Below are 20393 nucleotides of genomic sequence, written 5' to 3' on the forward strand. Positions count from 1 at the left end.
TACTCGACGGTTTTTTATTATAGGAATCATCGAAAGTTTACCTCAAGTTCCCACCCTGTTCATTGATCTTCACGCTTTGCCGACGATAAAAACTGAACAGCCATACCAGCATGCTCACCTGGCTGGTCTGGTGCCGGAACCCGTGCCCTTCCTCCTCGAACCAGTGCAACTCCGGCGACAGGCCAACCGCCTGCATCGCGGCAATCATCGCCCGGGTCTGCTGGGGGACCACCACCTGATCCCGACCACCCTGAAAGAAAATCACCGGTGCCCGGATACGGTCCGCGAGGTACAGCGGCGTCCGGGTACGCCAGCGTTCCGGGTGTTGCTGCGGAGCACCGATAAGCCAGTCCAGGTATCCGGACTCAAAACGATGGGTCGCTTCCCGAAGCCGCAATGGATCCGTAACCCCGAACATACTCGCGCCAGCGGCAAACCGCCGGCTGCGAACCAGCGCCATCAGGGCCGTGTATCCGCCCGAGCTCCGGCCCTGGATGAAGATGCGACGGCCATCAACGAGGCCCGAGGAAGACAGATAGTCCGCCGCACGCTCCATGTCTTCGACGTCCGCCTCACCCCACTGCCCCGCCAATGCCAGGCGAAACGGCCTGCCAAAGCCACTGCTGCCGCGATAGTTGACCTCGGCCACGGCAAACCCACGCTGGCACCAGTACTGCACCTGGGGATTGAACACCGGATAGGCCGCCGAGGTAGGCCCGCCATGGGCGACCAGAATCAGTGGCGGGGCGGTGGTCGCCGAGGAGGGTGTCGGTTCGTAAAAGAAACCGTGAAGGCCCGGCTTGCTGTCTCCCACCGCAGGCACTTCAAATGTCAGGGGCAACACCGGCTTTTGTCCGTGCAAGGCGCTTTCGCCACCCGCCATCACCCGAACCTGCCCGGTGCCGGGATCAACCTTCAGGACCGCGTCCAGTCTCGCGGAAGAGCGTGCGATGCAATACAGCTGCCTTCCGGTCACCCCCAGGCAACGGAAATCACTGAATTCTGAGGCCACCCTCTGACTTTCTGGCTGCCCTTCATGAGTTCCGGAGCGATAAAGCCAGAGTTCACCGGTGCCATTGCGGTAATGAACCCGTGCCCAGCCATGACCGGCAAGCGGAACATGATGGGACTCACCCAGTTGCCAGGGAGCGCTGGCGTGATCCAGAGACGGCCCATCACCGGTAACCCAGTCGCCCTTCAATCCATCCGGTTCCAGTCGCCATGGCTGCCACCAGCCACCATGATCGGACAATACCCAAAGGATAGTGCCGACAAAGACTGGCTGCTGAACAGAGGCCCCCGATACGGTTGGCCAGGTTTCACTACCACGCAGCCACCCGGTTTCCGTCACCATCGCCGTCCAGAGTGTCGTACGGAGCCATGGCATGTCGGGCAACTGCCAGCTCACCCAGGCGATATGGCGTCCATCCGCTGACAGGGCCGGAGCACCGTAGAAGTCCTGCCCGGCATGGAGTACCTGAATGCCATGCTCCAGACTCACCGCTACCAGTTGCTGACGGCCACCCGCTTCCCGCACGGCCAGCACACGGTGGCGGCGCGGATCCGCCACCAGCCCGCCAAAGGCGGCACACGGCTCATCCGTCAGTTGATGACAGACACCGGTCGCCAGCTCCAGAAAGTGTACCTGCTGTTGTTCACTGACCAGGAAAACACCGGTATCCGATGCTGCCAGGGCGCCGCCGCCGTAACCATTGACCCGACTGCGGACACTCAACCTTTCCGGCCCAAAGCGCTCGGGGCCTCGTTCCGTTAACCGCCAGAGAGTATTCGCGCCAAGGGATGGATCTGTCTGCAGCCAGAACACGCCCGCCCGCGATACGGAGAGCTCTCCGCGCTGGGTGTAGGTCGCGCAGGCTTGCTCGGCGCTTAATAGCGCCGGTTGCCGGTGCCGTTCCGACACCGCTGACGCGGCAAGAGGCTGGTCAGCCCCTGAAGAACAGTCTTGAGTTATCCGCATTGCGATAGGTCAGCTCTTCAATGCCGGCCGTGGCATGGTCGGCGGCTCTCCTCGCCGCGAGGATCCGGTCATGGTGCGAGGATTTACTGCACACCGGATCGGCGTTGTCGGCATTGCCGGTCAGCAGGTACGCCTGACATCGACAGCCGCCGAAATCCTTGCCCTTTTCATCGCAGGAACGACAGGGCTCCGGCATCCAGCTGTCGCCCCGGTAATGATTGAAACCGGGGCTGTCATACCAGATGGCGTTGAGCTCCATCTCCCGCACATTCGGGAAATCAATGGGCAGCAGTTTTGCGCTGTGACAGGGCAAGGCCGTGCCGTCCGGTGCCACGGTCAGAAACAGACTGCCCCAGCCGTTCATGCAGGCCTTGGGGCGCTCCTCGTAGTAGTCGGGGGTGACGAAAATCAGCTTCATCGCCGAGCCACTGTCCGCCAGCTGCCGTCGATAAGCCTGGACCTCCCCTTCCGCCTTTTCCAGTTGCGCACGGGAGGGCATCAGTCCCTCCCGGTTCTTGAACGCCCAACCGTAATACTGGCAGGTGGCCAGTTCGACGTAATCGGCCCCCAGACGCTCGCACAACGCCATGATGTCGTTCATCTGGTGGATATTGTGGCGGTGGATCACGAAGTTGAGCACCATCGGATAACCCGCTTCCTTCACCGCGCGGGCCATGGCCAGCTTCTGGTCAAAGGCCTTGCGGGAGCCTGCCACAGCATTATTGAGCTCGGGATCAGACGCCTGGAAACTGACCTGGATGTGATCCAGTCCCGCATCCCGGAAGGCGTTCACCTTGGCCTCGCTCAGGCCCAGTCCGGAGGTGATCAGATTGCTGTAGTACCCGAGGTGTCGCGCCTCGGCAATCAGTTCCGGCAGATCCTGGCGCACCAGGGGCTCGCCACCGGAAAACCCCAGTTGCGCGGCCCCCATGGCACGGCCCTGGCGCAGCACGTTCACCCACTCGTCCGTGGTCAGCTCCTGCTCGGTGTTGGCAAAGTCCAGCGGGTTGGAGCAGTAGGGACACTGCAGCGGGCACCGGTAGGTCAGTTCCGCCAGCAACCACAGCGGCGGACCAACACCAGGGCGCTGGCCTGCGGGCATGGTACCGAAATCCTTCATGAGAAAACAATCCAGTGCTGGTGTTCAGCGTCTGCCAGGAACTCGCTGACGTCGCTGGCCAGCGCACCCGCATCCGGAAACCGCTGCTCCAGTACGGTGACGATATCGGCCACTGTGTGCTGGCCGTCAACTTCCGCCAGCACCGCGCCGGCACTGTCATTTAGGCGCACCATGCCTTCGGGGTACAACAACACATGACATCCCTGGGCCGGCTCCCACTGGAAGCGGAAGCCGGGACGCAGGCGGGGCACCCTTGCCATACTGTCCTTCACGAAAGCCCCCGGTGCCAGACCGGTTGATCGGTTACGGTGTGATACGGTGGCGTCCGGTGCAGGTAAGCCATAGTCAGGGCATCCAACATAGACCATAAAATATCCAGCTTGAATTGGAGGATTTCCAGGGCACGGGCCTGTGAGGCAGCCGTAGTGAAACTGTCCAGGGTGATCGTCAGGCCGTGCTCCACATCCCGCCGTGCCTCCGAGAGCCGTTTACGGAAATAGTGGTAACCGCCATCTTCGATCCAGGGGTAGTGTTGCGGCCAGCTGTCCAGCCGGGACTGGTGGATCTCCGGGGCGAACAGCTCGGTCAGGGAGGAGCACGCCGCTTCCTGCCAGGTCGCCCGGCGGGCAAAATTCAGGTAGGCATCCACGGCAAAGCGCACCCCGGGAAGAACGTGACGCTGGTCGATGACTTCCTCCCGGCTTAATCCGACCGCTTCTGCCAGGCACAGCCAGGCCTCAATGCCGCCTTCATCGCCGTCATGACCATCATGACCATCATGATCCAGTATTCGCTGCAACCACATCCGGCGCACGCTGGCGTCCGGGCAGTTGGCCATGATTGCGGCGTCTTTCTGGGGGATGTTGATCTGGTAGTAATACCGGTTCGCCACCCAGCCCCGAATCTGCTCCGGTGTGCATTGCCCACCGTACATGGCTTTATGATAAGGGTGGTGGATGTGGTAATACTGCCCTTTGTCCCGCAGCGCCTGTTCAAAGTCCGTGCGGTTCATGGCGGTGTTGGCTTTGGCGTTCATGGCTGCCCCGACAGATCAATGTGCATTCCGTCCCAGGACACCTCAATACCATGGCGCGTCAGTTCCGCACGCTCTGGCGAGTTCTCGTTCAGGATCGGGTTGGTGTTGTTGATGTGAATCAGGATCTTGCGCTTTGCCGTCATGGTATCGAGCACTTCCATCATGCCGCCGGGACCACTCTGGGCCAAGTGCCCCATGTCCTGACCGGTTTTGGTACCAACTTCCTGACGAATCATTTCATCGTCATGCCAGACGGTGCCATCGACCATCAGCACATCGGCCTTGCGCATCCAGTTCAGAATCCGCTCGTCCGGCTCACCCAGCCCGGGGGCATAAAGCACTGTCTGCCCGGTGCGGGTATCTTCCAGGAACACCCCGATGTTATCGCCCGGATGGGGATTGTCCCGGCGCGATGAATACGGCGGCGCGTTGCTTAACAGCGGAATCGCGGTAAGTCTCAGGGACGGTGCGCAGAGAATGGTAAAGGGTTCACTCTCAGTGGCCGGTATTTCCCGCCAGTTCAGTCCGCCGTTCCAGTGTTCCAGCATGCGAAACAGCGGGAAGCCGGTACTGAGGTCTTCATGGACCTGGGCCGTGCACCAGACATCCAGCGGCAAACCTTCCCGCAGGGTCAGCAAGCCGGTGGTGTGATCCACCTGGCTGTCGATCAGCAACACGGCGCTGATGCCAGTGTCCCGCACCGCCCGACACGGTTGCATGGCGGGGAAAGACGCCAGCTGGGCGCGAATATCGGGGGAGGCGTTAAACAGAATCCAGTGCTCGCCATCCTCACTCACCGCAATGGACGATTGGGTGCGGGCGCTGGCTTTCAGGGTGCCCTTGCGGAACCCGTCGCAATTGGCGCAGTTGCAGTTCCACTGGGGAAAACCACCGCCGGCCGCAGAACCGAGTACATGGATGTACATGAGAAGAACTCCCGAACCAAAACGGCCAGCGTCAGGACGCTGGCCATTTCGGCTTTCAGCGGTTGGCGAAGTACATGGTGACTTCGAAACCGATGCGCAGATCTTCGTAGGCTGGTTTGGTCCACATAATGCTTACCTCTATTGTCATGATTGTTAGCGCATTCAGGGTGAATCAGCGGCATTGCCGATAACTCATTTCTCATCCTAGCGGCGGAGACACAAGACAAACATGGTACTTTGGCACTGGTTTTCAGGTTTTGTGGACGACAAAACTCCTTCTTTCGGACCACGATTCGATCACATGCGGAAAAACCACTATCTAGACGATACCGAGGCCTTCAATCCTGACGACTGGCACGCGCAGGCAGGTTTACGGCCAGGGCCTCAAGAGACTTGCTGTAATTCTGATTAAGGGCCACACCCACCGCGCCGGCTTTGGAATGCTCAACAAGATAAACGGCTTTACCGGCAATCGCCTCAAACTTGGGAATCTCTGAGAGGGCCGGATTGGCGATCAGCAGGCTGTCGGTCAACAATTTGGTCATGGTTAGCTTCCTTGCTCGGGTTGGTTATAAAGTTGGGAGCCTCGTCAGAACTCACCATTCTCGTGTCGCTGGGCGATTTCCTTGAACAGCTCAAACAAACCATCCTCGAACAGCCAGGGGTCGCCCATTTCGAACATTTGGCAAAAGGCACCTTCAGGCAGGAGGGTCGAATGCTCAATGCGATTGAGGTTGTCAAAGGAATAACCAGGAATATGCTCTCCCCCGAACCAGGCGCCCCGGGTGACACCAAGGGTTTCACCATTTACTTCGCCACGCATGTTGAGCTTGCCTCGTGGCACCGCGTCGGGATGATCCGGCGGCAGGAAAAAACGCTCCACGGTATCCACGAACCAGCGGGCTCCGGCAATGGGATATTCATACTGAGTAGTGGCATGCCTGCCAGACCCACCGTTTCGGCCTTCAAGCCATATCTTCTTGACAACAACAAGATATTCGTTAGCAACAAAAAAATGCCAAACCGGAATTAATGCAGTACTTATACGAGCCCGGTCCGTGCTTTCGCCAACCTTTAAATAGCCGTCAGGCGGCGATTCGGGATCAATGAAGGGCCAGGGAGTTAGTTTCGGGTAGCTCATGTCATTCTCCAAACTCGATAGGGGTAAGCTTGACCAACTTCACATAGGCCTCCGGCCCACCATTACCGCCATTGGTCATGGTATGGAAGGTTTGTGGGTTCCTCTCTAACGTATAAGTCTCCAAGGCACCATGGACAACCTTGCCATCCTGAGACAACGCAGTGTGCTTGGTCAGGCCATTGCCCAGGAAATGCTGGTTAGCGCCGGTATCATTCTGGATCTTTAAGCGGGTTTCAAAGATCTTGATCTGCTCTGCATCTAACCCCTCATCAAGCAGAAATGCTCGGCGTGCATCAGCATCTTTCCACTCCATATCCCCCATCCCCTCAACCAGCTTTTCGTACTTCGCCTGGTACTCCGGCGTCATCACCTGGTCCAGCAATGCATCCCTGTCCGCATAGCCATCCACATTATGCCGGACGTGGGCCTTGAGGTTGTCGAACGTTGGAATGAGGGTTTCGGCGTCGGCGACCTCAATGGCCTTATCTTTGTCGATAATCGCCAGCTTGTAAGTAGCCTCCGGGTTGTACTCCACGCCCAGCTGCTGCGCAATGAGTCTGGGACAGGTGTCGGAGGGCTCAATCTGGTCCAGGGTGGTGGACCAGAAGCGTACTTCACCGGCGGGACTGGCTCGCCCCAGGGTGCCGGCCATGGCACCTTCGGGCTGATTGTGACCATCCACATGGCGTTCCTCCACCAGCCGAACGATGAAGCGATCCTTGTCCAGTCCCTGAGTGGCCAAATACGCCAACTCTTCCTGGGTGTACTTGGGGGTAAAACCACCCCGGGCGATGATCCTTCTACGGGATGCCGCCAGGGCGGCCAAAGCCTCTTCGACACTGCTGATGTTCAGGCGGCGGGAGCTGAGGTCTCGGGGTTTGAGGTCCGCACCCTCGGGTTTTGTTCGACAGGTGCTTTCACACAGCCCGCCGGTATCCACGTTGTAGTGGTAGCGGGTCTGGTAGGTGATCTTGAGCCGTGCTGCCAGATTGCGCAGGGACTCACCAAGTGGGGCCAGTTTGCGCAGGTAGCGCGGTGCCGCCGAAGCCACCCCTGCGCCGCCGGCACTCGCCAGCATGATCGCCAGGACGGTTTCAAACACCAGCCCTCCTGCAAAATAGCTGATTTCCGTACTGTCCTGGGCCTGGGCGAAGTCGACAGCGAACTGGCCTAACATGCCACGGGATTCGGAGTCGGCCAATATCAGGTTGGTAGCCTCGTAGGCTTCGACAAGCTGTTCCTTCGTGATGGCGTCCGGATCAAATCCCAGTGCCTCCACCAGCGCCTGCTTGTTGGTTTCGTCGAAATTCTGTTTGAACGCGTCCAGCCAGGCCTGGTCGGAACTGTCCCGGGTAGCGGCCCAGGCGGACTGGAGAGCGCGATTGTAATAACCCACGTGGGTAAGGTTGGCAATGGCAAGGCTATTCGCAATCAAACCCACGGCGCTGTCCCACAAACCCAGGAAACCGTGGGCGAAATGAACACCTGCCTTGATGTTTAATGGCAAGCTGTCAGTGGACGCATCAAGACGTTCCGCCTCCCTGCGCTCGCGGGTGAGGATGGCGTCGAGGCCAGCCTGGAGCTGACGCCGCAGGATGTCGAGTTCGCCAGCAGGCGCCGGTTTTCCGAACCGGACATTCACCACAGGGTCACTCAAACCAGTCACCCGTGCCTTTCCCTCGTTGTCCAGGTTGCCGGACTGGTAACTGTCGAGTCCCTCTACACTGTAGGGAGCCCCCGCCACGCCCGTGCCATCAGGCCATTGGTAGAGTAAGTCCAGCACTCTGGCTCCCTGCTTCGGACTGGTTTTGGGAACAGGTGCTGGCGGCTGGTAGCCCGGCTCAATGGCGGGAGCCAGGCTGTCGCTCTTCAGCGGTGCCGATGCGCCGCCCCCGACATTCTTGCCGTCCAGATGGTCGTTCAGGGCCCGGGTCAACCGGGGCGACAGGTTAGAGACCAGGAAATCCGCCTCAGCGCGGCGGGAACGGAAGATACCAGGGCTGGCACCGCTGGCATCCAACAGCAACCGTTCGCCCACAGCCAACTGGTCCAGCAGATCATCTTTTCGCTGGCGCGAATCAAGGTTTTCAATAGGGTCACTGGCAGTGGTGTAAGGGCTGAGTATACGACTAACAATATCCACCGCACTCAGAGGGTGGACAATCGTCAGCAAGGCGTCGGGCGAACGAGGGAGTTCCGTCACATCCGTGAGACGGTAGCTCATGGGGTTATTTCCTTATATTAATCGCAAGCGGGCTTCCAAGCCGGTGAAGTGGGGCTAAGTTAACGAATCCGCCTATCGTTGGCAAATCCAGTTAATCAACGCCTGATGACAACGTATTTCAGGGCGGAATACCCCACAAAAAAAGGCCCCTGTAGGAGCCTAAGAGAGTGACAAAGAAAAACCCGACTCTCTTCCGAGAGCCCCCCGAGCAGTCGTCGGGGCATGAAAACGCACATCCGTTGTGCTGGCCCATACGCGGGCCCGTGTGGAAGGGCCCGCCCGTCGCTTTCCGATCAGAAGAAGCCAAGTGGGTTGGTATCGTAGCTCACCAGCATGTTCTTGGTTTGCTGGTAATGATCCAGCGCCATCTTGTGGGTTTCACGACCCACACCGGACTTCTTGTACCCGCCGAAGGCGGCGTGTGCCGGATAGGCGTGGTAGCAGTTCATCCATACCCGACCGGCCTGGATCGCGCGGCCCATGCGGTAGGCCCGGTTGGTGTCCCGGGTCCAGACGCCGGCACCCAGACCGAACTCGGTGTCGTTGGCAATGGCCAGGGCTTCTTCCTCGGTCTTGAAGGTGGTCACACCCACCACCGGCCCGAAGATTTCTTCCTGGAACACCCGCATCTTGTTATCGCCCTTGAACAGGGTCGGCTGAATATAAAAACCGTTGTTGAACTCGACGCCGAGATCTTCACGATCACCGCCGGTCAGCACTTCGGCGCCCTCTTCCTTACCGATCGAGAGGTAGGACATGATCTTGTCGAACTGTTCCTTGCTCGCCTGGGCGCCAACCTGCACGTCGGTATCCAGCGGGTTGCCACGCTTGATGGCCTTGGTGCGTTCAACGACCTTGGCTATGAACTCGTCGTACATATCTTCCTGCACCAGAGCGCGGGACGGACAAGTACAGACTTCGCCCTGGTTGAAGAACGCCAGCACCAGACCCTCGATACACTTGTCGACAAACTCGGGCTCGGCCTGCATTACGTCGGAGAAGTAGATGTTCGGCGACTTACCGCCCAGCTCGACGGTGGAAGGAATGATGTTTTCGGCTGCACATTTGAGGATGTGCGAGCCCACCGGAGTGGAGCCGGTAAAGGCAATCTTGGCGATGCGCTTGCTGGAGGCCAGGGCCTGACCGGCTTCAATGCCGTAGCCGTTGACGATGTTCAGCACGCCCGGCGGCAGCAGGTCACCGATGATTTCCATCAGCACCAGGATACTGGCCGGTGTCTGTTCGGCTGGCTTGAGCACGGTGCAGTTACCGGCGGCCAGGCAGGGGCCCAGCTTCCAGGCCGCCATCAGCAGCGGGAAGTTCCAGGGAATGATCTGGCCCACAACACCCAGCGGCTCGTGGAAATGGTACGCCACGGTGTTCTGGTCGATCTCGCCCATATGGCCTTCCTGGGCGCGGATGCAGCCGGCGAAGTAACGGAAATGATCCGCCGCCAGGGGAACATCGGCATTCAGGGTTTCACGAACGGCTTTACCGTTGTCCCAGGTCTCGGCAACCGCGAGCCTTTCCAGGTTGGCCTCAATCCGGTCCGCAATCTTCAGCAGGATGTTGGAGCGTTCCTGGGCTGATGTCTTGCCCCAGGCCGGCGCGGCCTTGTGGGCGGCATCCAGCGCCAGCTCAACGTCTTCCGCGGTGGAGCGCGGAATTTCACAGATAACATCGCCGGTCACCGGCGTGATGTTCTCGAAATACTGACCTTTCACCGGGGCGACCCACTCGCCGCCGATAAAGTTCTCGTAACGGGATTTGAAGGAGACGACGGAGCCTTCCTTTCCTGGTTGTGCGTAGATCATGGTGTCGACCTCTTGTTGTGTTTGTCGCTTGGCAACGCGGCCTTTCGCGTTTACCTATTCAATGTAGACCTACAAACCGGTGAGGTGAATGATTCGATGGAGGGGAAAAACTCATCCCTTGGTAGTAAATGGCCGCGCGCACCGTCGACCGTATCTGATGGAACACTAGCGAAGCGCCAGGGCCCTGAGATGGGATATCACGACCTGCTCGGCGGTCTCGACAATGTGTGGGGGAAACTCTCCTTCCAGGCCCAGGCGACGCAACAGGGGATAACGTCCCACCAGGAAGAACACGATCTGGCCCACCAGGGTGTGGGTTTCAATGATAACCCCCGGTTCTTCGGGAGAACGGTCCATCACCACGGCAATCAGCCGCGTCAGCCGAAGATGGACCCGTTCAAAGGCTTCGTTGTAGAGCACGTCGAAGGCTTCGGTGGGGTTGGCCTGCTCCCGCATCACCAGCATCAGCCAGCGGCGGGCCTCCGGTTGTTCGGCAAACTGGCGCACCATACGCTGCACCACGGTCTCCAGCATCGCCAGCGCCTGTTGGCGGTCCAGGCGTTCCGTCGATGGATCGTCATGGCCGTCTCCGATGCCGAACACCTCCCGCATGCGGCTCGCAATATGGCAGGCAATAGCAAGATAAAGGCCGGTCTTGTTACCAAAATAATAGGCAATGGAACCAATGTTGGAGCCGGCGGCTTCAGCGATCATGCGGGTCGTGGTGCCCTTGAAGCCGTATTGGCCGAACAGGTCCATGCCCGCCAGGATCAGCTTGCCGGCGGTTTCGTCCTCAAAGTTGTCCCGTGGGTCTGGCACTGCGCGTCTCCTGGGTAGCACGTTACGGTTGGTGATCGGTTTGGGCGATCATCTTCCCTGACTCCCGCGCAAAAAAGTAGGTGTACAGCACGGGTACGACACCCAGGCTCATCAGGGTGCCCAGGGCCAGCCCGAAAGCCATGGCGCTGGCCATAGCGTAGAACAGCGGGTCCCGCCCCACGATCAACGGCAGGAAACCAAGGATCGTAGTGGTGGCGGACATGACGATGGGCCGCAAGCGCCGTACCGAGGCCTGGATGACCGCCTCCTCCAGGGCCATGCCGGGATGGCCACGTTCCCGGTCGATCCGTTCGATCAGGACAATGGCGTTGTTGATAATGATCCCCGCCAGGCTGTAGATCCCCAGCAATACCATAAAACCAAAGTCAGCCCGCATCACCAGCAGCCCCACCGATACCCCCAGCACGATCAGGGGAATAGTCACTACAATCAGCAACGGGCGTTTGTAGGAGTTGAACTGGGCCACCAGCAGAATGACGATCAGCCCCAGACACAACGGCAGGTTGGCCTGCATGGCCGCCTGCCCCTCGGCGGATTGCGTCACTACGCCATTGAACTCGATCCAGTGCCCTGGCGGAAGGCCGGCCTCCAGTTCCGCCAGCGCAGGGGCAATCTCAGGCACCATGTCCTCGGCGGTCAGGGCATCGTTCCGGCTCTCGATGGTAATGGCACGCACCATATTGTGACGATCGATACGGAAGTAACCATCCTCCAGTGTCACCTTTGCCACCTGGCTCAGGGCCACCCCGGGACCGCCGGATTCGCTTGGGTAGACCACCAACGAATGCAATCGTTCCACGCTGGTACGCACCTCTTCCTGATAGCGCAGCACTACAGGAATCCGCTTATCGCCCTGCCGTAGGTGGCTCAGGGTGTGGCCATCGATGGCGCCCCGCAGGGAACGGGCGATGTCTGCCGAGGTAATGCCGGCTTGGTGGGCCTGGGCCTGGTTCACCTCGATGGCCAGCGCGGGTATGCGAGCCTCCCAACTTTGCCGCACATCCCGGGTGCCGGGCAGAGACTCAAGCCTTTCCGCCACCTCCCCTGCGGCGGTATACAGTACTTCCCGGTCCGGCCCCTTGACCTGGATTTCCAGAAGATTGGAATCCGACGGTCCCAGGAACATACGGGCAACCTGCGGACTCACCTGCGGAAACTCCCGGGCCAGCAGGCGGCGAGTGGTTTCCATCACCTCTGCCATCCGCTCCCTTTGCGATACTTTCAGCACCAGGAAGCCCTTATTCGGCGCCGGATCAATCGGGGTCAGTGACAATACGAAACGCGGACCGCCGTAGCCGGCATAGGCGGACACCCCGGTCACCCATTGTTTTAGCCCCTCATCCTCCAGAATCGCCCGGCTAACGGCCCGGACCTGCCGGTCGGCGGCGGACGCCGCGGTGTCCGACGGCAAATCCAGATAGACCAACACCTGCTGACGATCAGAGTCCGGGAAGAACTTCTTTGGTACTAGCTGCATCAGGCCAATCCCCAGCACCAGCAACAAGACCACCACCATCAGGAACAGCCGTCGGTGGCGCAACCAGCCCCGTAGCAGTGTTTCATACCCCCCGGACATGGCCCGGAACAGGCGGTCTGACAGCTCGCCGCTCAGGCCATTGCCTGCAGCGGTCGTGTCGCCCTGGACCGGTGCTGTCAGGAACCGGTAACACAACACCGGCACCAGCGTCAGTGACAGCAGCCAGGAGGTCATCAGTGCGATGGCGATCACCAGGGAAATGGAGCGGGTATACTCCCCCGACACATGTTCCGCCAGCATCAGTGGCAGGAACACCAGAATGGTGGTCAGGGTGGAGGACAACAACGGCAACGCCAGCTCGGCGCAGGTCCGTTTCAGGGCTTCATCGCGGGTATTGCCACGGCCCAGCCGCACCTTGAAGTCCTCCGCCACCACGATGGCGTTGTCCACCAGCAATCCCAGGGAAATCACCAGGGTCGCCAGACTCATGCGCTGCAGTGTCATGCCGGCCATCCCCATCACCGCCAGGGTAACCAGCATGACAGCGGGCACGGTGAAACCGACGATCAGTCCGGTCCGCCGGCCGAGAAACAGCACCACCACCGCCATGACGATGACCAGGGTCTGTAATACACTGATGCTGACACCGTAGACCGCGTTGGCCACCTGCTCGGCCTGAAAGGTCATGATCTCCAGACCGTAACCCGCAGGCAGGCTGGCCTGGATCTGCTCCAGCCGTTCACGCACCCGGGCGCCGTATTCCAGTACGCTGTGACCATCCAGCATGGAAATGGCGAAGACGATTGCCCGTTTGCCGTTGTGGTAGGCGGTCCGCCGGGGTGGTTCCACGTAACCATGCTCAATCCGGCCCAGGTCTCCCAAGCGGAGAGTGCCACCGTTCGGGAGGCGGATTTCCGATGCGCGCAGGGCGTCGATGTCCGGGTACTCGCCGGATACCTGCAAGGCCAGTCGCTGGTCACCGGTCTCCATCACTCCGGCGGGGGACAACACGTTACGGGACGCCAGTTGCCCGGCCAGTTGTGCCGGGGTCAAACCCAGGCTGGTCATCCGGGATTCGCTGATATCGATATGGATACGCTGCGGCTGGACACCGTGCAGCTCCACTTTGCGGGTACCCTTGATGCCATAGAGTTCGGTACGGACATGTTCGGCGACCTGCAACTGCTCGGCCTGACTGAATTCATCGGCAGTCAGCGCCACAGTCACCACGGCCACGTCTCCGAAATCGTCGTTCACCACCGGGTCAACGGTACCCTCCGGCAACCCGGAACGGGCCCGCGCCACTTCCTGACGTACCCCATCCCAGATCTGGTCCAGATCGAAGTAACGATCCTGGATTTCGACATGGATCAACGATCGTCCCCGCATGGAGGTGGAGCGGATGTGCTCTACTTCCGGCACCTGGCGGATACCCACTTCCAGCGGTTTGGTGATCAGTTCTTCCACCTGTTCGGCAGGCAAGCCGGGGTGCTCAGTGCTGACCACTGCTTCGCGTACGATAATTTCGGGGTCTTCCCGTGCCGGCAGCGAGACATAGCTGAGCGCGCCATACAACATCGCAATCACCACCGTCAGCAGGACCACGGGACGGAAACGATAAGCCAGTTGCGACAGGTTCATAGCCACCTCAATGGAACCGGTCCGGGCCCTGGCCCAGAACCGCAACGGTCTCTCCCGCTGCCACAAATTCCACGCCCCGCGCCACGATCGATTCCCCGGGGTGCAACTCGCCGGTCACCGTGGCCATGGCATTGCCAACCGAGACAACCCTTACTCCCACCCGCATCAGGCGATTGTTATCGTCCAGTCGCAGCACGTGAGGCTCCCCCTTCCGGTGGTGGACCAACGCGGTCAGCGGAACCCGTACCCCCCGGGCAGACACCCCGGGCAATTCCGGCTCCGCCAGAGTCAGCGTCACCTCGGCTGTCATCCCCGAACGTAAGCCCTCCGGTGGATCGGTAATACGAAGGAGAACCGGATACATAGAGGCGGATTGACTGTGGCTACCAATGTGCAGGATCTCCGCTGCCAGCGGTTGAACGTCAAGGGCCGGCACGCTCACGACCTGGGAATGTCCGGGGCGGAGTTGCTCCACCAGTCCCTCCGGCACATGAGTCAGTACTTCAAATCCGCGGCGGGACGACACCACCTCCACCACCCCCTGACTGGCATCAATACGCTGTTCCTGTTCAACCAGTCGCCGCGCGACGGTGCCACTGAACGGCGCCCTGAGCGCCGTCTGGTCCAGATCACGCCGGGCCAGCCGGCGGGAGGCTACGGCAGATTCAAGCCGGGCCCGGGCCCTGGCCACCGCAGCATCCGCGCTGTCCAGACTGGCCTGGCTGGCATGCCCCTTCTGGCGCAACGCCTTCTGCCGTTGCAAGGTCAGGTCAGCGTCCCGCAGCGCGGTCCGGGCTTCCTCTTCTGCGGCAACACTGCGTTCGTGGAGCAACTGGTGCCGGCTGTTATCCAACGCCGCCAGGACATCGCCCGCCTCGAAACGGTCACCGGCCTCGAGAGCCAGTTGTTCCACCCGGCCAGCCACCTCAAAACTCAGGATGGTACGTTCAGCGGCCTGGATGCGGCCGGACAGGGTAGCGTGGGAGGTCTGTGACGCAGGCAGGACTCTGGCCGCGTCCACCAGGCGGGGCGAGCCACTGCCTTCATCGGGCTCCGCAGACGATGAGCATCCGACCACAGTAACGGCTGCTGCCAGCAGCCAGGCGACGGTACCGTGCTTGCATTCCATGCCTCCCCCTTAGTCCCTGACAAGACTTAATCACTTGATTAAAGCCATCATATAATCATTTGATTAAATCGCCAACACAAAAAAGCCAGCTGCCTGTAGCAAGCCGGCTTTCTCAAAACCCGCCCACGTACGTCTGGACGGGATTCCCTCAACGGATCAGTTGCTGGCAACCCGATCCTTCGGCAATTTGAAGGTCCAGACCATACCGCCCTGGTTGAAGTCCTTGACCACCTTGGCCACTTCACCGCCCCAAAGCGGTACCGCACCACCCCAGCCGGACGCGACGGAGACGTACTGCTCACCGTCCATGGTCCACGTCACCGGCGTGCCGACCACACCGGAGCCGGTATTGAATCGGTAGAGCTCTTCGCCGGTCTTGGCATCAAAGGCCTTCAGGTAACCCTCAGGCGTTCCGGTGAACACCAGGTTGCCGGCAGTGGTCATGACACCACCCCACAACGGCGCAGTGTTCTCATAGCGCCAGACTTCCTTGCCGGTTTTCGGATCCATCGCACGTAGCACACCGATGTAGTCATCGTTGGCCGGCTTGATGGTGAAGCCGGCGCCCAGGAAGGCTGCGCCTTTCTTGTAGGAAACCGGCTCGTTCCAGATATCCATCGACCATTCATTGGAAGGCACGTAGAACAGACCGGTGTCCTGACTGTAGGCCATGGGCATCCAGTTCTTGCCACCGAGGAAGGCAGGCTGGGCTACAACCACTTCACCCTTGCTTCCCTCCATTGCCGCAGGATCACCCGGGCGCCCGCCCTCGGTGTAGATGGGACGACCGGTCTTGGGATCCAGACCCTCGGCCCAGGTAATCTTGTCCACGAACGGGAAGCCACGGATAAAGTCACCGTTCTCACGATTCAGGACGTAGAAGAAACCGTTACGGTCTGCAGTGGCAGCCGCCTTGACGGTTTTGCCCTTTTCCTTGTAGTCGAATGAGATCAGCTCGTTGACACCATCGTAGTCCCAGCCATCGTGGGGCGTGGTCTGGAAGTGCCACTTGATGCTGCCATCGTCCGGGTCGATAGCCAGACGTGAGGAGGAAAACAGGTTGTCGCCCGGCCGCAGGTGCGAGTTCCACGGTGCGGGGTTACCGGTACCGAAGAACAGCGAGTCGGTATCCGGATCGTAGGTGCCACCCAGCCAGGTCGCTGCGCCGCCATTTTTCCACATGTCGCCGGGCCAGGTTACGCCGGCCTTGCCACCGGAAATGCCGTTTTCGATTTTCTTGCCATCTTTGTATACGTAGCCCATGTGGCCTTCCACCGTGGGACGGGTCCACACCACGTCACCGGTATTGGCGTCATAGGCTTCGACCTTGCCAACGATACCGAACTCGCCGCCGGACACACCGGTGATCACCTTGCCCTTGACCACAATCGGTGCGGCGGTGATCGCGTAGCCTGCTTGATAGTCGGCCACCTTCTTGATCCACATCGGCTTGCCGGTGTCCTTGTTCAGGGCAACCAGTTTGGCGTCGAGGGTACCGAAGATCACCTTGTCGTCGTACAGCGCGACACCCCGGTTTACCACATCACAGCAGGGCATGATGCCATCCGGCAGGCGGGCGTCGTACTGCCAGATTTCCTCGCCGGTGCGAGCATCGATGGCGTAAACACGGGAATAAGAGGCGGTGACATACATCACCCCGTCCTTGATCATCGGCTGGGACTCCTGACCGCGCATTTTCTCGCTGCCAAAGGAGAACGCCCAGGCTGGCTGCAGGTGCTGAACGTTGCTGGTATTGAGGTCTTCCAGAATGCTGTAACGCTGCCCCTGCGTTCCCATGCCGTAACTGACGATGTCCTCAGGGGTCTTATGGTCATTCATGATGTCTTTGTCGGTCACCGCATGGGCGCCGTACGACACCGCCAGCGCCAGGGCACTGGTAGCAATGCGAATCCCGAACTTGTTCGTTCTCATGGTTGCGCTCTCCAAGTCTCTTGTTTTCGGTTCTCTAGTTTCCGTTTCAGGGCGAACCGGGAACTTTTCCCGCCTCTAATAAGATTCTTCGCTTCAGGAGAAAAACCGACAATTACCCCCCGGAACAGGTTTTCTCATCACTTGGTACTACTACTTCCCCAAAAAAAAGCCCGCGAGGATGTCGCGGGCTTCGCAATAGGGGGTGGGGATTCAAGGTTCGCCTGCAGCTTTTGCCAATGCGTCCTCACTGAGGAACTCCCGGTAGTACTGAGGCACGCTGTAACGAAGCTCCAGCTGGGCAAACAGGGACTGCAGGTCACCGGACTTGACCAGATCACCGATGATCGCTTCCAGGGCGTACCCCAATTGCCGATGGGTATGCTTGATGGCCATGCCCACATCCCAGACCTGCTTACCAATGGCCGGGAAACCATTGCCAGCGAGCTGGAAATCCCCGTTCTCCGGCCGACTCATCTCATGGTCAATCTCGGCGCGCATGCCCATAACGGCACTGACCTCGCCGTTGCGCATCGCCGCAAAAGCCTCGCGCACATTGGCGTAGTGCCGAACCTGATCCCGCAAGCGCCCCTGCAGACCGGAGCTCAGGTAGAAATCCGGCAGGGTATCGATTTCCACGCCAATAGGGTGATACTGGAACACTGCCACGGTCTCGACGGCATCCAGCTTTTCCGGATTGAACGCAATCTGCCAGGTTTCCTGCTGGTAGGGCCCGAACAACACCACCTGCTCATTGATGTATTCCCCCGTGGAGTCCTGCATGTAGGCGTACTTCTTGTCGTAGGGCACTCGCATCATCACGTCGGCCAACCGACGCTTGGCCAGGTAGTGCCCTTTCCAGACATTATTGCGCAGGTCATCTCCCAGATTTTCATCAGGGACAATCCAGTGCACCCTGAACTCCACCCCCATTTCTTCGGCAATCCGCTGGCCAATCTCAACGTCGATGCCCCGGGGCTCGCCGTCCACCTGGTATGAATAGGGCGGGAAGTTTTCATAGACCCCGACCTTGAGATAACCGGACTCCAGAATAATGTCGTAGGTCCGGTCCGCCGGTCGGTTCAGTAACGGGTCACCATCATCCACTTCCTGGGCAACCCCCAGTTGGCAAAGCAGCAACAATGCGAGGATACGAGACAGTATTTTCATTATTTCCCCCAACGACGTCGGGCCGGCACAAGGCCGGCCCGCAAACAGGCTTCAATACGGAACAGGTGCGGCCATTATTCAGGCTTCGGCAGGGACTCCACATAGGTCCGTATGGCCCATATGGCGTTCTGATCCAGAGTCTTTTTCCAGGATGGCATGCCACGATCGGTGCCATTGAGCACGCGATTCACGTAGTACTCGTCATCCCATTCGGTCAGTTCCCGAAGATCCGGGGTCAGGCCGCCAGACATGGCACGGATGCCGTGGCAGCCGGCACAGTTGCCGGCGTAGGCACTCTCACCCACCTCGACAGCCTGGGCATTGAAATCCCCGTGTTCATTCCCCTCCCGGAAGGGATTTTCGGTACGCACTTCATCCCCCAGTTCGGGCAGATTACCGGTATCTACCTCCTGCGGCGTTACGTTGCCATGGGCCATGACCAGACTGGCGACGCCCATGAGAGTGGCCGCCAGGAGCGTTTTGAGTGAAAAGGAAGTTGCCATTGTTGCTACCTCTGTTTTGATTCCCCGTGCGTTGGCTATTGGATTTATCGGATGCCAACTTGCTGACTTCCAGTCTAGGAATCCCGACTTCGAATCCGAATGCCACTTTGGGGGATTTGGCTTAGTTCCTTGGTAGTAGGTGCGAGGTGCTGCAGAGAAAATCTCATCCTTTCGTACTGAATGATTCCTACTTTCTGAATATTTCGGCTGGCATGAGGCTTCTCTATGCTCGAGAGAATGACAATAAGATTGGAGAGCCTGATGTCACGTCGCTACCTCAACACCTTTATCAGCCTGATCGTCGTCGCCGTAATGCCTGGCAGCGCTCTTGCAGCGTCACTTGAGGTCCGAATCGGCTACATTCAGTGGATTCCGGACCAGGGGCCGGTGCTCTCCAATGTGATTCCGGAACCGGAAGACGCCGGTCTTCGTGGCGCCGAACTGGCCATCGCCGATAACAGTACAACCGGCAAGTTTCTGGGCCAGAGCTATTCCCTTGAGAGTAAAGTGGCTGATTCCGAAGAAGACGCCGTTGCCGCCTTCGAGGCCATGCGCCAGAACGGCACCGAGCTGTTTGTCGTAAATGCGCCGGCCCAGTCTCTGCAAACCATGATGGCCAAGGCCGGCGACAACACCCTGGTCTTCAACGCCGGTGCCAAAGATGATGTTCTGCGTACCGGGCAATGCCAACCCAACCTCCTGCACACCATGCCGAGTTACGCCATGTTGACCGATGCCCTCGGTCAGTGGCTGAACCAGCGACGCTGGGACGAGGTGTTTCTGATTACCGGTCCCACCGAGGCCGACAAAGGCTGGGCCGATGCCTTCCGCCGCTCCGCCAAACGCTTCGGCCTGGAAATTGTCGAGGACAAACCCTGGACCTTTGATGCCGACCTGCGCCGGACCGCCTCGAAGGAGCTGCCACTGTTTACCCAGGCCAGCGATTACGATGCCGTGGTGGTGGCCGATGTGCGGGGGGACTTCGGCGAATACGTTCCCTTCAACACCTGGTTGCCACGTCCCGTCGTCGGCACTCAGGGCATGTCGCCGGTGACCTGGCACCGGGTGGTGGAGAGCTGGGGTGCGGCGCAGTTGCAGAATCGCTTTCGCGACCTCGCCGACCGCGACATGAACAGTGAGGACTATGCCGCCTGGGCCGCGATTCGCTCCATTGGGACCGCCGTAACCGACCTCAGTAGCGCGAACCCGGTCGAGATCCGCAATTTCCTGTTCAGCGACAAGTTCCAGCTGGCTGCCTTCAAAGGTCGCAAGCTCACCTACCGCGACTGGAATGGACAGCTAAGGCAGCCGATTCCCCTGGTCCACCCGCGAGGCTTGGTGGCCCGCGCGCCCTTTGAGGGCTTCCTGCACCCAAATTCCCAAATGGACACGCTCGGTTTCGACAAGCCGGAGAGTGAGTGTCGCATCAACGGCTGAAGTCGCACACATCTGCCTCTCAAAACAA

Annotated in this window: 17 protein-coding genes; 1 reads left to right on the forward strand and 16 read right to left on the reverse strand. The window is 59.7% G+C overall.

The features are described 5' to 3' along the window. Nucleotides 1–37: 37 nt before the first annotated feature. The 16 genes from ACJO3M_RS17615 to pedF form a co-directional block, all read right to left on the reverse strand. On the reverse strand, nt 38–1978 hold the full coding sequence (locus ACJO3M_RS17615; protein WP_407002696.1) for an alpha/beta hydrolase family protein: 1941 nt from the start codon (nt 1976–1978) through the stop codon (nt 38–40). Further along, entirely contained in the window at nt 1944–3098 is a 1155-nt protein-coding gene (gene pqqE, locus ACJO3M_RS17620; protein WP_407002697.1) for a pyrroloquinoline quinone biosynthesis protein PqqE, read from the reverse strand. The genes ACJO3M_RS17615 and pqqE overlap by 35 nt, the downstream gene beginning before the upstream one ends. Continuing rightward, the gene (gene pqqD / locus ACJO3M_RS17625; protein ID WP_407002874.1) at nt 3095–3358 is read right to left on the reverse strand and encodes a pyrroloquinoline quinone biosynthesis peptide chaperone PqqD; all 264 of its coding nucleotides are present in this window, start codon (nt 3356–3358) and stop codon (nt 3095–3097) included. Before pqqD ends, pqqE begins: the two co-directional genes overlap by 4 nt. Nucleotides 3359–3366: 8 nt before the next feature. After that, the gene (gene pqqC, locus ACJO3M_RS17630) at nt 3367–4134 is read right to left on the reverse strand and encodes a pyrroloquinoline-quinone synthase PqqC (RefSeq protein WP_407002698.1); all 768 of its coding nucleotides are present in this window, start codon (nt 4132–4134) and stop codon (nt 3367–3369) included. After that, nucleotides 4131–5060, reverse strand: coding sequence for a pyrroloquinoline quinone biosynthesis protein PqqB (gene pqqB, locus ACJO3M_RS17635; protein ID WP_407002699.1), 930 nt, complete (start codon nt 5058–5060; stop codon nt 4131–4133). The genes pqqC and pqqB overlap by 4 nt, the downstream gene beginning before the upstream one ends. 55 nt (nt 5061–5115) lie before the next feature. After that, on the reverse strand, nt 5116–5187 hold the full coding sequence (pqqA, locus tag ACJO3M_RS17640; RefSeq protein ID WP_007153157.1) for a pyrroloquinoline quinone precursor peptide PqqA: 72 nt from the start codon (nt 5185–5187) through the stop codon (nt 5116–5118). A 211-nt stretch (nt 5188–5398) separates the two neighbouring features. Further along, nucleotides 5399–5605, reverse strand: coding sequence for a YqgE/AlgH family protein (locus ACJO3M_RS17645; protein ID WP_407002700.1), 207 nt, complete (start codon nt 5603–5605; stop codon nt 5399–5401). Nucleotides 5606–5649: 44 nt separating this feature from the next. After that, complete coding sequence (locus ACJO3M_RS17650) at nt 5650–6201, reverse strand: hypothetical protein (protein WP_407002701.1); 552 nt, start codon at nt 6199–6201, stop codon at nt 5650–5652. A 1-nt stretch (nt 6202) separates the two neighbouring features. After that, a complete protein-coding gene (locus tag ACJO3M_RS17655; protein WP_407002702.1) occupies nt 6203–8425 on the reverse strand; it encodes a hypothetical protein in 2223 nt (740 codons plus the stop codon). Nucleotides 8426–8718: 293 nt separating this feature from the next. Then, complete coding sequence (exaC, locus tag ACJO3M_RS17660) at nt 8719–10239, reverse strand: acetaldehyde dehydrogenase ExaC (protein ID WP_407002703.1); 1521 nt, start codon at nt 10237–10239, stop codon at nt 8719–8721. Between the two features lie 165 nt (nt 10240–10404). Beyond that, nucleotides 10405–11058 (reverse strand): CerR family C-terminal domain-containing protein, encoded by a 654-nt coding sequence (locus tag ACJO3M_RS17665; protein WP_407002704.1) that lies wholly within the window; start codon nt 11056–11058, stop codon nt 10405–10407. Between the two features lie 22 nt (nt 11059–11080). After that, nucleotides 11081–14197 (reverse strand): efflux RND transporter permease subunit, encoded by a 3117-nt coding sequence (locus tag ACJO3M_RS17670; protein ID WP_407002705.1) that lies wholly within the window; start codon nt 14195–14197, stop codon nt 11081–11083. Nucleotides 14198–14204: 7 nt separating this feature from the next. Next, entirely contained in the window at nt 14205–15326 is a 1122-nt protein-coding gene (locus ACJO3M_RS17675; RefSeq protein ID WP_407002706.1) for an efflux RND transporter periplasmic adaptor subunit, read from the reverse strand. Nucleotides 15327–15482: 156 nt separating this feature from the next. Continuing rightward, nucleotides 15483–17258, reverse strand: coding sequence for a PQQ-dependent methanol/ethanol family dehydrogenase (locus ACJO3M_RS17680; RefSeq protein WP_407002707.1), 1776 nt, complete (start codon nt 17256–17258; stop codon nt 15483–15485). Nucleotides 17259–17468: 210 nt separating this feature from the next. Further along, nucleotides 17469–18425, reverse strand: coding sequence for a substrate-binding periplasmic protein (locus tag ACJO3M_RS17685; protein WP_407002708.1), 957 nt, complete (start codon nt 18423–18425; stop codon nt 17469–17471). A 74-nt stretch (nt 18426–18499) separates the two neighbouring features. Continuing rightward, nucleotides 18500–18928 carry a cytochrome c-550 PedF gene (gene pedF / locus ACJO3M_RS17690; protein WP_407002709.1) on the reverse strand — a complete coding sequence of 143 codons (429 nt, stop codon included), beginning with the start codon at nt 18926–18928 and terminating at the stop codon, nt 18500–18502. Between the two features lie 312 nt (nt 18929–19240). On the opposite strand from pedF, the gene pedA1 reads away from it, so the two are divergent. Beyond that, complete coding sequence (pedA1, locus tag ACJO3M_RS17695) at nt 19241–20365, forward strand: lanthanide ABC transporter ABC transporter substrate-binding protein PedA1 (RefSeq protein WP_504362682.1); 1125 nt, start codon at nt 19241–19243, stop codon at nt 20363–20365. The last annotated feature ends 28 nt before the right edge of the window (nt 20366–20393 follow it).

This window comes from Marinobacter alkalisoli (assembly GCF_045449795.1).
GTDB lineage: Bacteria > Pseudomonadota > Gammaproteobacteria > Pseudomonadales > Oleiphilaceae > Marinobacter.